Origin of the sequence: Roseovarius aestuarii (genome assembly GCF_019966515.1) — a bacterium.
Lineage (GTDB): Bacteria > Pseudomonadota > Alphaproteobacteria > Rhodobacterales > Rhodobacteraceae > Roseovarius > Roseovarius aestuarii.
In genome coordinates, this window is sequence record NZ_JAIMIB010000003.1 from 51,211 (window position 1) to 65,884 (window position 14,674).

Here is a 14,674-nt window from a genome sequence, read left to right on the forward strand (position 1 = left end):
ATGAACGAGTTGACACTGACCAAGACCCGGCTGTTCGAAGGCGTATGGGAAGGCGTTCTGATCTACGAGGGCGAGGGGAACTACCAACCCGAGATAGAGGTGACGCATCTACAAAAACAGGTTCCGGGCGTGCAGGTGTCCGAGAAGCCCGAGGAAAAGCTGTGGGTGGTACGGGTGCCGATTCCCGTTGAGATGATTGCCGACGGCGTGCAGACCTTTCTGATATGCGACAAACGCAGCGGCGACACGCTAGATAGTTTCGCGCTGATGTCAGGCGACGCGCTCAGCTATGATATCCGGGCCGAGATGGCGCTTCTGCGAGAAGAACTTGACCTGCTCAAACGCGCATTCCGGCGGCATTGTCTGGAAACGACTTAGTCTTTTTCTTCTTCCCAGTTGTCGATGATCTCTATCGCCTCCTGGGCGGTTTCGACAAAGCGGAACAGGTCCAAATCCTCGGGTGAGATGGTGCCTGCATCCGACAGTGCTTCCCAGTTGATGATTGAGCGCCAGAATTTTTCACCGAAGAGCAGGAATGGCACGCGGTTCATCCGGTCGGTCTGGATCAGCGTGAGCGCCTCGAATGTTTCGTCCAAAGTGCCGAAGCCACCGGGAAAGACGCAGATCGCCTTGGCCCGCATCAGGAAATGCATTTTGCGGATCGCGAAATAGTGGAAATTGAAGCAGAGCCCCGGCGTCACGTATTCATTCGGGGCCTGCTCATGCGGCAGCACGATGTTGAGGCCGATGGAATTGCCGCCCGCGTCCACGGCGCCGCGGTTTCCGGCCTCCATCACGCCAGGGCCGCCGCCGGTTGCCACCACATATTCGCGGCCATAGGTGGACATGGATTTTTCGGTCATCAGCCGGGCAAATTCGCGCGCCTCGTCATAGTAATGCGACAGGCTTGCCAGTGTTTCGGTGCGCGCCTCGGATTTTTTCGAGGGCTCCGGAATGCGGGCACCACCAAACAGCACAACCGTGCTTTGAATGCCGCGTTCGTTCAGGATCATCTCGGGCTTGAGCAGTTCCAGTTGCAGCCGGACGGGCCGCAATTCGTCCCGGCACATGAAATCCAGATCGTTGAAGGCAAGACGATAGGCCGGGGCGCGGGTCTGCGGCGTGTCAGGCACCTGTTCGGCCGAGGAACGGTCGGAATGGGCATCGCGAAACTGGCTACGGCGGTCGTCTTTCATCTCCGGCATATCCTTGCTTGGGTCTGGTTAACAAGGCGTATAGGACTGGATCGGACTTGACCAGTGACAGGGGCGCGAAATGGATTGGATTTCATCGATTGAAATCGCGGCGGAACGGATCCGCACGCACGTGCGATCCACGCCCGTGGTGACGGCATCTGTGCCGGGAGTGGACGTGCCCGTGACGTTCAAGCTTGAGCAAGTGCAGCACACGGGCAGTTTCAAGGCGAGGGGTGCGTTCAATACTTTGCTTTCGGGCGCGGTACCCGAAGCCGGGCTGGTGGCCGCCTCGGGCGGTAATCACGGGGCGGCGGTGGCCTATGCTGCGCAAAAGCTGGGGCATAGGGCACGGATTTTTGTGCCAAAAATGGCCGGACCCGCCAAGATTGCGCTGATCGAAAGGTCAGGTGCGGAGCTGACGGTGGTGCCGGGGGAATATGCCAATGCTTTGGCGCAGGCGCGCGCGGTGGAAGTGAGTAGCGGCGCGATGCAAGTCCATGCCTATGATGCGCCTGCGACCGTAGCCGGGCAAGGGACCTGCATGGTTGAATGGGAGGATCAGGGTTTAGACGCCGATACCGTCCTGATCGCCGTCGGCGGGGGCGGGTTGATCGCGGGCGCGATGGCCTGGCTGGCGGGGCGGCGCCGGATCGTGGCGGTCGAGCCCGAAACCTCTTGCGCGTTGCATGCGGCCCTGGCAGCGGGACGGCCGGTCGATGTGGAGGTATCGGGCGTGGCCGCCAATGCCCTGGGCGCGCGGCGTATCGGTGAGATTTGTTTTGATCTGGCGCTGGATCAGGATGTGCAATCGGTTCTGGTCAGTGATGGTGCAATTACAGAGTCGCAGCGTTGGCTTTGGCAGGCATTGCGGCAGCTGGTGGAGCCGGCCGGGGCCACGGCGCTGGCGGCGCTGATATCAGGCGCCTATCGTCCGGCGCCCGGTGAGCGGGTTGCGGTATTACTTTGCGGCGGCAATGTCGCACCTGACCCGCTGGGGTGAAAAACGCGTTCAGGCGCGTCCCAACCGCCCACCCCTGCGCCTTCACGCGTCTTTGCTGGCGCGATTGCTATCTGCCACGTCGCATTGCGCATCGCGCGTCAGCGTCATATAGGCGATTGCGAGATTTGAAAGTTGACCCAACGGAGGCCCCCATGTCGAATGCCCAGCTTGAACAAGCCATCGAAGCCGCGTGGGACACGCGTGACACGATCACCCCCGCGACGACCGGTCAGACCCGCGAGGCGATCGAGGATACGCTCAATGCGCTGGACAGCGGCACATTGCGTGTGGCGGAGCGTCGTGAGAATGGCGACTGGCATGTCAACCAGTGGGCCAAGAAGGCGGTGCTGCTCTCCTTCCGGCTGCGCGACATGGCCATTATCGAAGGCGGGCCCGACAATGCCGGCTGGTGGGATAAGGTGCCGTCGAAATTCGATGGCTGGAGCGAAGATCAGTGGCGCGCTGCCGGGTTCCGCTCGGTGCCAGGATCGATCGTTCGCCGCTCGGCCTATATTGCGCCCGGCGTGGTGCTGATGCCGAGTTTTGTGAATATCGGCGCCTATGTCGACGAGGGGTCGATGGTCGATGGCTGGGCCACCGTTGGCAGCTGCGCGCAGATCGGCAAGAATGTGCATCTGAGCGGCGGTGTGGGCATCGGCGGTGTGCTGGAGCCAATGCAGGCTGGGCCGACAATCATTGAGGACAATTGCTTTATCGGCGCCCGGTCCGAGGTCGTCGAGGGCTGCATCGTCCGCGAAGGATCGGTTCTGGGCATGGGTGTGTTCATCGGCCAGTCAACCAAGATCGTGGATCGGGAGACCGGCGAGGTTTTCTATGGCGAGGTGCCGCCCTATTCGGTGGTGGTTGCGGGTTCGATGCCGACAAAGAACAACATCAGCCTTTATTGTGCGGTGATCGTCAAGCGGGTGGACGAGAGGACTCGTTCGAAAACCGGTATCAACGAGCTGTTGCGTGACTGATAAACCCAAAAAGAAGTCTCGCCAGCAGGTTTACACCCTGCTGGTCGAGATCGGGCGTAAAGATGGGGATGGGTTGGCCGCAAAGGCAACAGGTGCCGCACTGGTTATTTATGCCAGTGGTGTGGATGAGGCAGAGGCCGTGCGCGAGACCGTGGCGATCCTGAAACAGGCCGATACCGCGCCGCTGGATGTGTCGGGGTACGGCACGTTGGAGGAACGGCTGACCGAGGGCCACGAGATTAGCGATGAGGAGCGCGAGTTGATGCAACGCGCGCTGGACGAAAACGCCGTGATTGTCGCGCAGGTCACCCCGTTTTTCGATTAGTATGTAACGTCATTCCGCGTTGGGTTGATTATGATACCCAAAAACGAAAAAATCTTTCAGTCGATTTGAAAATGGCTGCTTTGAGCCCGTAGTTGACCGACGCTGCGCGACGCATGAATGTTAGAAATGCGAGCAATCATTAGCCCGGCCTACTGAGCAAATATCACTCATTTCAAAAACGCCCCTTTGGCCAGACGTTGTTTTGAGTAACACATCAAGTCCCACGACCCATTTTTTGAACTCGAACCCGTTTTTCGGAAATCCACCTAACGCCATTAACTTTGCACCATGTTTTGTCCAAGACATCAGCTCGCAGAAAATATCAATTAGAGCGTATTGTTCTTCAGGGCTGTTGAACTTTTGCGTCGATTGAATTTTATGAATACGACTTCCGCTGTCATCATCGGCAAGTTCAACCCAATCCACTTCGCGGCCGATCCAACTGAAAACAAAATCGTAACCAGGATTTCTGTTGCGAAGCTGATCTAGTTCGTCGCTATGTGAATGCGTAGATGCTGGCGGTCTGGAAAATGTGACGTCAGTTCCTTGATAGCGCAGAAGATACGCTTCTTCGGTGTCTCTATTTCCTGGGATAAATACGATGCTAATCTTAGGGTCAGCTGTGCGAATTGTCGGTGCGAAATATGGCGCACCATTTTTTGCGTAGTCCATCCAAAACCGTAGCCCATCGCTGGTTAAGTATGTCGTCACGCCTTCGGGCGGAGTAAGCTGGTTCATTAACGTCACCACTCGAACTTCCTATTTCTCAATTCTTAACTTGGGTTTCGTCAGATACGCCCATCACCCCCAGCAGAAACATCTACCACAAGCCTCAGGCGCCGAATGAAGTTTCAAAATTGTAGCCTGTGTCGCACTTGCAAGCTCGTTCAAAGCATCATTGGATTAAGCGCAGCTCGGCTAGCGCACACATCTCAAAAAGTGATTGCGACCATATTCACCATAACCAGCCTGCTTCCAACCTTTGAGGAACATCTCGGGCAGCAATTGTAACAAAGCAGTCATAGGTTAATCGCAGCGAGGATCTGAAAAGTTGCGCAAAGCTGACAAATCAAAATTGTGCCCAAAAGATATCCAATTTCGCATGTATTGCGTTCTCTAGTAATACATATTCTTGGAGAACAAAGATGCGCTTTATCAGAATTTCATTTGTATTTCTGGCTATGATGACGGTGGTCGGAGGATGCGCCGGACAGAACGATCCCTTGGGCGCGTATGAATCAAGAGCAATCGGTGGAGGTGATTGAGTTTGGTATTCTAGATGAGTCGACTTTATCATCACAATAACCATCACTCTGCTATTTTGCTCCCTGCACTGTCGCCCCAACCGTTTGTGTTAGATACCGTGACATAATGCGCTCCACCCTTGGTGCGTTGAGGTTGCTTTGCCTGTCGAAAAGAACTTTCACCAACTCGGGGTTTTCACCGCCGAATGTGTAATTCTTTGATCTGGCAGTGACAAACTTCGTCTGAATGGCCTTGTGCGATATTCTCAATCAAACGGTTTGCGGGGAAGTATCGACGGCCTGAGAACGCGTGGCTCTTTGTCTTTTCGATCCAAAGGTTTTGGCAGAAGATTTTGGAGCTATGAAGCGAGATGTATTGCCATTCGATATATTGGGTAAGAACATATGCAGCGGACAATATAGCGCCGCTTCCTCGCCTGCGACAGGTGCTTTTGGTGTAATCGACACCCCGGGCCATCGACTACACCAACGCTGACAGTCCTGATTGGGCAGCAATTGTGGTAATGCCTCATAGACATGCCGGATAATGCTTGCGAGGCCACAGCAGACAGGACAGATTGGATTTACCAGTTGGGCAATACGCGAAAAAAGCGGTTTGAGGATACCCACCTGAACGTTTTTCAATTTAGAGCAAGGTAGAGTTGTCGCGTGTCTGCTAAGTGGAAAAGAGCGATTTACGTAGTATCTTGGCTGCTGTTATATTTCGTCGTTACAGCCTTAATATTTCCGCCAATATCGGACTTTGAATGGAAGTGGTTATTGGGGTTGTCAATCGGCTCGTTTATTTGGCTGCTCCGGAAAAACAACGAAGGGTAGTTTCCTGTTTCGCCTGTACCAACATCTGCTCTGAGCCCAATGCCGGCACGACAAAATCCTTTGGCTGAATGATTGTGATGCGCTAAAAATTGTCATCGAGCAAGGGGCGGTTGCCTTTACTGCCTCCTACGAACTCACTTGCCGCGAGAAGGAATGGCATTAATGAAGTTAGCGGGCCTATCGCTTATTTTTTCAATATTTGCCTCAAGCGTGGCGGCGGACATGATTGTCATCAACGGTCGATACATGGTCGCAAAAAACGATGTGCGCGGGTACTTCTACCGTGACAGCGACAGTTTGACCGTTTTTGATATTCGTTGGAGCGACTGGTCAACGCAATACAGATGCCAAGATGAATACGACCGCGACAGCGTGACAGCCGCATCGCTAAACTTCGTCGTTCAGATGAAAGACGCGCAGTTCCTCGATTTCGGAGAGTTTCTAGAGGGTGAAGGGTTCACTGACTGTCGGAAGTTCTGAGCAGAAAGACCTATGGCGAACGTTTTCTCTGAGCCCATCCTGTACCTTAGGTCTTCTCTCTGCGCGCGCAGCACGAAAATTGCTGCAGGAGCGCAGTAGGTCCGTCTTCAAACGTTCTGGAAAACTGAGCGTCTTTGCTAACCGGGGCTCTGGTTCATCATTGGTTTCATATTAGGCCGCAGCTTTCTGGTGCTGCAAGCGTCGTTTATGGATTGTCAGTTTCTTGATTTTCCTCCTTTCTCTGAGGATGGTTTCTGCGTCAGCAAAAGTGGCATGCGCAAAAGGCGGGTCTGTCCGCATCTGGAACATTCGCTGATGCCGGTTTTTACGCCGCGCGATGCATCGCCAAAGTGACCGCTTCAAACGGCTTCAACACCGGCCAGACCGGTTTGGGATGTTCGGGTAGAAGCGACCGGTCGGCTCCGGCGAGGATACTTAGGGCCAGTTGCTCGGGCTTGCGGCGCAATCGGCCCAGATAGAGGCTTTCAACCGGGCACCCGGCAGCCAGGATCACCTCGTGGCCGGGTAACACGATATGGTGATATGTGATCAGATCGGGACCGTCGGCAAAGCGTGTCGAGATGCCGTTGACCAGATGTCGGGCCGGGACAAGCACGGCTTCCTTGCCGAACATGTACTCGACTTCCGAGCCGCCTATGACAAGCCGCTGCTGCGGCGCCAGGACAATATCCTGACGCAGGTTGAAATAGGGTGCGCGGATCAGCACCGGGCGGAAGCTACCGCGCGCGGGCACCGTCCGGCGTACGGTTTGCAGTACGGGGACCTGTGCGCCGTCTGCTGTCTGCACGATGCTCCCGCGGCGCAAGCGGTCGGCAAAGATGTTTCCTTTTGGTGTTGCCACCGGTACGCTGCCGCTGAGGCCGGGCATCGGGCCGACCGGTTCCGTTTTTCTCGAAACAGCTATGAAATCGACTTCGGCATGCATCTCGCGTCGGCGCGGATCCATGATCATTGACTGGATGTCGCGCACCGGGAACGGGCGCGGTGGGGCGAGTGCTACCGACTGAACGAGATCCGTTCCGGGGCGTTCGAGCGTCAGGCTGGCCCACCCACCCGGCACATCCCAGCAATAGGTCAGGCGCAGCACGTCGGTGCGGCCATCGGGATCATGTGGCAGCGTGGTGTGACGCAGGTCATCACCGTGGGTTTCGATCAGGATGATGCCGCCACCTGGCAGCATTTGCAGGGAAAAACTGCCGGCCAAAGGTGGGTTGCCCCGGAAGGCAAGCAGGGTCTGCGGTGTCGCACAGCACGATAGGCGGGTTTCGAGCATCAGCGTGCCCTGCGGCATCAGAGCATCTGGATCAAGCGTATTGCGGGTCTTCCCGGCCTGTTTTCCCAAGCCTTCCGGGTCGAAACGACCACCACCCAGATCCGCGATGCCAATCCACCCCACCTCAGGCTACCTTTGTGCCGGTCATGAGCAGCTGTGCCTCGTAGCGTTTCAACGTGCGGCGCGCGGCGGGGCTGTAGCCCGCGCCGGTTTCCGGATCGATTTCGGGGAACAAGGCGCAGATTTCCTGCACGATTTCGGCTTCAAAGCTCTTGGCGGTCTGGGGGCCGGGCAGAAAGCTTTCAGTTTCCAGCCCTTCCGAGAACACCACCTGATGCCGGTCAAAGAGGATATGCACGTAATCCACCATCCCGCCTTCGACCCGGCGGACGGAGCGATCGTTGACCAGATCGCGGGCGGCGACCAGCACTTCGGTTTCGCCAAACAGAAGCTCGGCCAGGCTGTCGCGGATCAGGACGCGGTGCAGCGGTGAAAGCAACAACTCCCGGTGAGGCCCGAAAGTGTTGGCGGCGATGCGAATGGGGGCATAATCGCCTTTGGCTGCAACGCACCGCTGACCGATCCAGCGCAGGGGCTGCGCGCCCTCATCCTTGGTCATCACCATGTCGCCTGGCGACAGGTCATCCACCGCCTTTTCTCCATCCTGTGTGCGGATCAAGGTGCCGGCGACGAAACACGGGATCGACGAAACGGTGACAAATCCCACATCGGTGTCGCCGCTGGTGCTGGAAACCTCGTAGGTAAAGGCGAAATCCTCGATATCGCCATCGCCGACCATGGTGATGGTGCCATTTGCGTTCAACGTTATCTGCTGGCCGCTGGCCAAAGTCACTGTGCTGCCCGCGACGACATTCTGACCGTTTATCTGGGTGATGGTGAGCGTGCCGCCGGTATTGTTTGAATCATTTGCCAGCACATCGATCGTCTTGGTTCCGGTGGGAAACAGGTTCGAGTTGTCATCGTTCGCCACGAGGCTGGTCTGGATGCTGTTCCCTGCGATCAGGAGGGTGGAATCGTAGCGGTTATCGGCGACATCCGCGATTCCGATGCGGATAGAATTCACGACGCCGGTATTGACCGGAATGTTCAACGTCATGGTGACGGTAAAGCCGTCCATCTCGGTGTTGAACTGGTCGGCGGTGTTGTCGATAAAAAGGTTGCCGTTACTTCCCGAATTCAGGTTAGCCGGATCGATATCGCCGTCACCGACTGCCAGATCGACCTGTGTGCCGTTGATCCAGACGCCAACGAAATCCTGAAACTGCCCGTTGGTGAACTCAGGGTATTCCTCAGAAGCGAAGACGAACTGCATCGACATCGTATCGCCGGTGGGGATGAAGTCGACGTCGATATAGGATGCGTCAAAGGTGTTTGCGCCAGCGGCGGCGTTGAAAGTGGGATCGTTGTTAGGTCCGCTTGAGTTGGTGGTCGTGTTGGTGTTCAGGTTCGATTGCGAAGCACTATTGGTAAAACCGCGCAAATCGCCGGTGGAAAACAATACGCCGGTATCGCCTGGCGTGACGCCGGGCGCGATCGCGTCACCATTGGTGTAGATGCCCGAGGAGTCCCGGTCACCGGTATAAGAGGCGCTGACAACGGTAACGCCGTTGCCGAACATCTCTTGCGCCATCTGGACCGCCGTGGCGTTCCTGTTGATCGGCAGCTCTGTACCTGCAACCATTTCCTGCCCCAACCCATCTGTTGGAGGCAGCGCAAAACGCCAGCGTGGCGAGGTTTTCCCCGCCTTATGTTATTTAGGCAATTTGCTTGCCTGCTCGATATACGGGCCTTTGCGGCCCTGCTGATTTTTGCCCTGCCTCGGGTCATTTATTAAGGATTGGTTAGCAAAAATATTAACACCTGTTAAGATTTTTCTCTTCCGGATTCAGCAATCCTTCAAGTTGCGGCTTTTTTGTGGCATTTGCGCTTTGTCGCAAAGCGCGCTACCTCCGCCAGAGTTTGATTGCCAGCCATGAGATGACATGCCCCACGATTCCGTTGATCCTGTAGAACTGACCGCCGATCTGGTTCGCTGTCCGTCAGTGACACCCGAGGAGGGCGGTGCACTGGCCTTGCTGCAAGAGCGGCTCGGGGCTGCCGGATTTGAATGCACCCGTGTAGACCGGGCCGGCGTGGCAAATCTGTTTGCCCGCTGGGGTGACAAGGGTGCCGCGAAGACCTTTGGCTTCAACGGTCACACCGATGTGGTGCCGTTGGGGGATGAGACCGCCTGGACCATGCCACCCTTTGGGGCGGAAATCAAAGATGGTCTGCTTTGGGGACGCGGGTCGACTGATATGAAATCGGGGGTGGCGGCCTTCGTGGCGGCGGCGATTGACCTGGTTCGTGATAACCCGCCCCAAGGCGCGATTATCCTTACCATTACCGGGGACGAAGAGGGCGATGCGGAGCACGGTACCACTGCGCTTCTCGACTGGATGGCGGACAATGGTGAGGCGATGAATGTCTGCCTGGTGGGGGAGCCAACCTGCCCCGACAAGATGGGCGAGATGATCAAGATCGGCCGCCGTGGGTCGCTGTCGGCCTGGTTTACGCTGACCGGCGTGCAGGGCCATTCCGCCTATCCGCATCGGGCCCGCAATCCGCTGCCAGCGATGGCGCGGCTGATGGATCGCCTGTCGTCGCACGAGCTGGACAGTGGTACCGATCATTTTGATCCGTCGACCCTCGCGGTCGTGACCATCGATACCGGCAACCCGACAACCAACGTGATTCCGGCCGAATGCCGTGCAACCGTGAATGTGCGCTTTAACGATGCCCATGACGGCGCATCGCTCATTGCGTGGATGCAGCGTGAGTTGGATGAGGTTGAAGCTGCGTTCGATTTAACAGGGGCAATGGATGTGAAGGTTTCCGGTGAGAGCTTTCTGACGCCGCCGGGCGCGCTTTCTGATCTGGTGGCAGCGGCGGTCGAGGCGGAGACTGGGGTGAGACCAGTCTTGTCGACAACCGGTGGCACGTCGGATGCGCGGTTTGTTAAGGATCATTGTCCTGTTGTGGAATTCGGGCTTGTCGGACAGACCATGCACCAGGTGGATGAACGCGTCGCCGTGGACCAGATCGTGCAGTTGAAGGCGATCTATTCCCGCATCCTACACGATTATTTCGGCTGAGGCCATGTGTCCCACGCTGGTTGTCATGCTGAAAGAGCCGTGCCCGGGGCGGGTCAAGACGCGTCTGGGTGGCGATATCGGTATGGTGGACGCTGCCTGGTGGTTCCGTCATCAGGTCAGGCGGCTTTTGCGCGAAGTGGAAGACCCGCGCTGGCAGCTGGTGCTGGCAGTGGCGCCGGATCGGGCGGGGATGGTATCGCGGGTCTGGCCCGCGCATCTACTGCGGGTACCCCAGGGGCCTGGCGATCTTGGGGCGCGCATGGGGCGGTTGATGCGCAGGTTACCACCCGGCCCGGTTTGTATAGTCGGCGGCGATATTCCAGGCATCCGAAAGATCCATATTGCGCGCGCATTCCGATCTCTTGGGCAGCACGAAGCGGTGTTCGGTCCGGCGCCGGATGGAGGTTACTGGCTGGTGGGGTTAAAGCGGGTTCAAGTGCCGGCCACGCTATTTCGTGATGTGCGCTGGTCGTCTGAGCGTGCGTTGGAAGACAGTATTGCAAGTCTCGGTGATGCGCGTGTGGCGCTGGTGGATAAATTGCGCGATGTGGACACTGCGGCGGACCTCTGAACGGTCTGCTCCCAAGTGGAGTTCGCGAACGCTCACGCAGTTGAGATTTGCGTTCAGGGCACGCAGCCCCTGGGGTTTCACCCCAGACCCCGAGCCGCGCTTTCCTTTGTGGTACGCCTTAATCAATCGTGGTAGGCGTCGGCCATGAGCCAGATGCCCTCCAAGGATGAAATCCTGCAATGGATTTCCGACAACCCGACCCAAACGTCGAAACGTGATATCGCCCGCGCCTTTGGAATCAAGGGCGCCGCACGGATTGATCTGAAACGGATGCTCAAGGAACTGGCTGATGAAGGCCATCTGCAGAAGCGCAAAAAGACCTATCGCGACCCGGATAAGCTGCCGCCGGTAGCGGTATTGCAGGTGTCGGGGCAGACACCCGATGGCGATCTCATGGCGCGGCCGATGGAATGGCAGGGAGAGGGCACCCCGCCACAGGTTCTTGTCGTCGCGCGAGCTAGCGATCCGGCGCTTGGTGAAGGTGATCGGATCTTGGGTCGCCTTTCCGCTGTCGTGGGTGAGGCGCATGGCTATGAGGCACGCCTGATCCGCCGGATCGGAACCAACCCACTGAAAGTTCTTGGAGTGTTCCGCAAGCGCACCGAAGGCGGGCGGATCGTGCCCATCGACAAAGGCGATGGTAAGGAATGGGAAGTGCTGGGCGACGCTGCGGGTGGCGCCAAGGATGGCGAGCTGGTCGAGGCGGAACAGGCCGGTCCAAAGGGACGCATGGGCCTGCCTCGCGCGAGGGTGGTGCAGCGGTTGGGTGATCCGTCGGCACCTCGGGCGGTCTCGCTGATCGCCATTCATCAACACGGTATCCCGGATGATTTTCCCGACGAGGTGATTGCCGAGGCTGATGGTATGAAACCGGCGGGGCTGAAAGGCCGCGACGATCTGCGGGACATGCCATTGATCACCATCGATCCAGTAGATGCGCGCGATCATGACGATGCCTGTTGGGCACATGCAGATGACGATCCGAAAAACCAGGGCGGCCATGTGATCTGGGTCGCGATTGCCGATGTGGCGCACTACGTTACCTCGGGCTCTGCACTGGACCAAGAAGCGCGCAAACGCGGAAATTCCAGCTATTTTCCCGACCGCGTCGTGCCGATGTTGCCGGATAGGCTGTCGGGGGATCTCTGTTCGCTGCACGAAGGGGTTCCGCGCGCCTGTATCGCCGTGCGCATGCAGATCAACGCTCACGGCGAGAAGATCGGACATCGGTTTCTGCGCGGGCTGATGCGCTCACCGGCATCGCTGAATTACCGCGAGGTGCAGGCGGCGATGGACGGCGCACCCAATGATAAATGCGCGCCGCTGATGGATGGGGTGATCCGCCCGCTTTACGCTGCCCATGAGGCGTTGAAACAGGCGCGGAAAAACCGCCAGCCGCTCGATCTGGACCTGCCTGAGCGTAAAGTGGTGCTGAGCGACGAGGGTGTGGTGGAAAGCGTTAATTTCACCGACCGGCTGGAAGCGCATAAGCTCATCGAGGAATTCATGGTGCTGGCCAATGTGGCCGCCGCCGAAACCCTGATCGCGAAGAAATCCCCTCTGCTTTTCCGGGTCCACGAAGAACCGCCGCCCGAAAAGCTCGATAGCCTGCGCGAGGTGGCCGAGGCCGCCGGGTTGGTGCTGGCTAAGGGTCAGGTGCTGAAGACTGCGCATCTGAATTCTCTCTTGCATGCAGCCCGAGACACAGACCATGCCGAGCAGATCAACATGTCGACGCTCAGGGCGATGACGCAAGCCTATTATGCGCCCGCGAATTTCGGCCATTTCGGACTGGCGTTGCAGGCCTACGCGCATTTCACCTCGCCCATTCGCCGCTATGCTGACCTGATTGTGCACCGGGCGCTGATCTCGGCGCATGGCTGGGGCGATGACGGCCTCAGTAAGGACGACATGGACCGGCTGGAGGGCACGGCGGCGCATATCAGCGATACTGAACGCCGCTCGATGATGGCGGAACGCGACACCAATGACCGCTACCTGGCCGCATTTCTGTCCGAGCGTGTCGGCGATGAATTCACCGGCCGGATCAGCGGCGTGGCCAAGTTTGGCGCCTTTGTGCGGTTGGACGAAACCGGCGCTGACGGGTTGATCCCGGTGCGTTCACTGGGGCGGGAATTTTTCAATTTCGATCGTGACGCCGCCACGCTGACCGGCTCGGATACCGGCGCCCAGATCGGGTTGGGTCAGCGCGTCACCGTGCGTCTGGCTGAGGCGGCCCCGGTGACCGGCGGGCTGGCGCTGGACCTGATCAGCCTAGATGGTAAGGCGATGCCGAAATCGGGCGCGGGCCGGCGCGGCAGACCCGCCAAACGTCAGCTGTCCAAGGCGAGACGAAAGTCCGACAAAGCAAAACGCAAGGTCAAGCGGAGTCGCTGAGGTGATAGGTCAGCGCATGACGGATCAGGAGTGCCAGGCGGTCAGGTTCGATCTCGCTGACGTCATCGAACAGCACCGCGCGGTTTCCGTCGATCCTGTCCCAGCCGGGAAATGTCTGCGCGTAGCTGGCAATGATCGTACTTTGACAATGGGCGAAGAGTGCAAAACTGGCATCGCGATGTGGCCCCGTCCGAAGGGGTGATCCGGCGCGTTTCGACGTAAGATAAGCCGGCTGCCCCCACCGCAACGCCTCTTGCAATGTTCCGATCCGGGGCAGCTCTGATGCCACCCCGAAGATCAGATCACGCAAGCACAGAACGCACTTTCTTGTGGCCGGATCGTAGTGGCTGATGACACGGCTCACGTCACCGGACAGAGGGGGGATGGGCATACGAGACCTCACGGACAGCAATGGCTAACTATTAACGTTTCCAGATGACAAAAACTGTCAGTATATGCGAAGATACTGTCCAGCATGACACGCACGCACCGCCTTTTCCAACTGATGCAGGCCTTACGCAATACCGCGCCGCCCGCCACTGCTTCGGTCCTGGCTCAGACGCTTGGCGTCACGCAACGAACGATATATCGCGATATCGATGCGCTGCGGGGCCTCGGTGCGGTGATCGACGGCGCTGCGGGGTTTGGTTACACCCTGATCGAAGATGCTGCCCTGCCACCGCTTAGCTTTGCCGATGACGAGTTGGAAGCCCTTGTGCTGGGGTTGCGGGAGGTGGGGGTAGTCGGCGATCCGGCGCTGGCAAAGGCGGCGGCATCGGCGCTGTCAAAATTGCGCGCACGCCTACCCGCCAGTCAGGCGCATCGGCTGGAACATGCGGTTCTGACCGCGCGGCGCTATACGTCTCTGCCCGAGCCGGGTGTCGATGTCACTGTGCTCAGGCAGGCCACATGGGATGAACGAACAATCCGGTTCGACTATTCCGATGTCGAGGCACGGCAGACCTCACGCAGTGTCGATCCGTTGGCGATTGTCTACATGCAGGCCTCGCACTGCCTGCTGGCTTTTTGCCATCTGCGCAGCGATTTCCGGGCGTTCCGGCTGGACCGGATGCGCGAGCTTGAGGTGACTGAAACCTCGTTCCGCCCGCGCAGGGTGCCAATGTTACGTGAGTGCCTGGCGCAAATGCATGCGTGAAGGCCCGGCATTTCGGCAGAACCCCGCAGCCCATCCTTT

General features: G+C 58.0%; 14 protein-coding genes. 9 read left to right on the plus strand and 5 right to left on the minus strand.

The features are described 5' to 3' along the window. Complete coding sequence (locus LC334_RS05320) at positions 1–378, plus strand: hypothetical protein (RefSeq protein WP_085799231.1); 378 nt, start codon at positions 1–3, stop codon at positions 376–378. Here the strand turns inward: LC334_RS05320 and LC334_RS05325 are convergent. Beyond that, the gene (locus LC334_RS05325) at positions 375–1,196 is read right to left on the minus strand and encodes an LOG family protein (RefSeq protein WP_085799517.1); all 822 of its coding nucleotides are present in this window, start codon (positions 1,194–1,196) and stop codon (positions 375–377) included. The two genes, LC334_RS05320 and LC334_RS05325, sit on opposite strands and share 4 nt — an antisense overlap. Before the next feature lie 79 nt (positions 1,197–1,275). Between LC334_RS05325 and LC334_RS05330 the strand changes: the two genes are divergently transcribed. The 3 genes from LC334_RS05330 to LC334_RS05340 all read left to right on the plus strand — a co-directional run bounded on the left by LC334_RS05330 (position 1,276) and on the right by LC334_RS05340 (position 3,501). Then, on the plus strand, positions 1,276–2,196 hold the full coding sequence (locus LC334_RS05330; protein ID WP_085799232.1) for a threonine/serine dehydratase: 921 nt from the start codon (positions 1,276–1,278) through the stop codon (positions 2,194–2,196). A 152-nt stretch (positions 2,197–2,348) separates the two neighbouring features. Then, positions 2,349–3,176 carry a 2,3,4,5-tetrahydropyridine-2,6-dicarboxylate N-succinyltransferase gene (gene dapD / locus LC334_RS05335; protein ID WP_085799233.1) on the plus strand — a complete coding sequence of 276 codons (828 nt, stop codon included), beginning with the start codon at positions 2,349–2,351 and terminating at the stop codon, positions 3,174–3,176. Beyond that, on the plus strand, positions 3,169–3,501 hold the full coding sequence (locus tag LC334_RS05340) for a hypothetical protein (RefSeq protein ID WP_085799234.1): 333 nt from the start codon (positions 3,169–3,171) through the stop codon (positions 3,499–3,501). Before dapD ends, LC334_RS05340 begins: the two co-directional genes overlap by 8 nt. Positions 3,502–3,621: 120 nt before the next feature. Here LC334_RS05340 and LC334_RS05345 read toward each other — a convergent pair whose 3' ends face one another. After that, on the minus strand, positions 3,622–4,239 hold the full coding sequence (locus tag LC334_RS05345) for a hypothetical protein (RefSeq protein WP_085799235.1): 618 nt from the start codon (positions 4,237–4,239) through the stop codon (positions 3,622–3,624). Positions 4,240–5,735: 1,496 nt separating this feature from the next. On the opposite strand from LC334_RS05345, the gene LC334_RS05350 reads away from it, so the two are divergent. Continuing rightward, positions 5,736–6,062, plus strand: coding sequence for a hypothetical protein (locus tag LC334_RS05350; protein ID WP_085799236.1), 327 nt, complete (start codon positions 5,736–5,738; stop codon positions 6,060–6,062). 325 nt (positions 6,063–6,387) lie between these two features. On the opposite strand, the gene LC334_RS05355 is transcribed toward LC334_RS05350, so the two are convergent. Both LC334_RS05355 and LC334_RS05360 read right to left on the minus strand, forming a co-directional pair. Further along, positions 6,388–7,479, minus strand: a complete 1,092-nt coding sequence (locus LC334_RS05355) for a Hint domain-containing protein (protein WP_085799237.1) — start codon at positions 7,477–7,479, stop codon at positions 6,388–6,390. Between the two features lies 1 nt (position 7,480). Beyond that, entirely contained in the window at positions 7,481–9,058 is a 1,578-nt protein-coding gene (locus LC334_RS05360) for a Hint domain-containing protein (protein ID WP_085799238.1), read from the minus strand. A 301-nt stretch (positions 9,059–9,359) separates the two neighbouring features. Here LC334_RS05360 and dapE point away from each other — a divergent pair, with 301 nt between their 5' ends. The 3 genes from dapE (at position 9,360) to rnr (ending at position 13,479) form a co-directional block, all read left to right on the plus strand. Then, complete coding sequence (dapE, locus tag LC334_RS05365) at positions 9,360–10,511, plus strand: succinyl-diaminopimelate desuccinylase (protein ID WP_085799239.1); 1,152 nt, start codon at positions 9,360–9,362, stop codon at positions 10,509–10,511. A gap of 4 nt (positions 10,512–10,515) precedes the next feature. After that, positions 10,516–11,082: a TIGR04282 family arsenosugar biosynthesis glycosyltransferase gene (locus LC334_RS05370; RefSeq protein ID WP_085799240.1), complete on the plus strand. Its 567-nt coding sequence runs from the start codon at positions 10,516–10,518 to the stop codon at positions 11,080–11,082. A 144-nt stretch (positions 11,083–11,226) separates the two neighbouring features. After that, positions 11,227–13,479: a ribonuclease R gene (gene rnr / locus LC334_RS05375; RefSeq protein ID WP_085799241.1), complete on the plus strand. Its 2,253-nt coding sequence runs from the start codon at positions 11,227–11,229 to the stop codon at positions 13,477–13,479. On the opposite strand, the gene LC334_RS05380 is transcribed toward rnr, so the two are convergent. Then, complete coding sequence (locus LC334_RS05380) at positions 13,463–13,870, minus strand: DUF1801 domain-containing protein (protein ID WP_085799242.1); 408 nt, start codon at positions 13,868–13,870, stop codon at positions 13,463–13,465. The two genes, rnr and LC334_RS05380, sit on opposite strands and share 17 nt — an antisense overlap. Before the next feature lie 84 nt (positions 13,871–13,954). On the opposite strand from LC334_RS05380, the gene LC334_RS05385 reads away from it, so the two are divergent. After that, positions 13,955–14,635 carry a helix-turn-helix transcriptional regulator gene (locus LC334_RS05385; RefSeq protein WP_085799243.1) on the plus strand — a complete coding sequence of 227 codons (681 nt, stop codon included), beginning with the start codon at positions 13,955–13,957 and terminating at the stop codon, positions 14,633–14,635. The last annotated feature ends 39 nt before the right edge of the window (positions 14,636–14,674 follow it).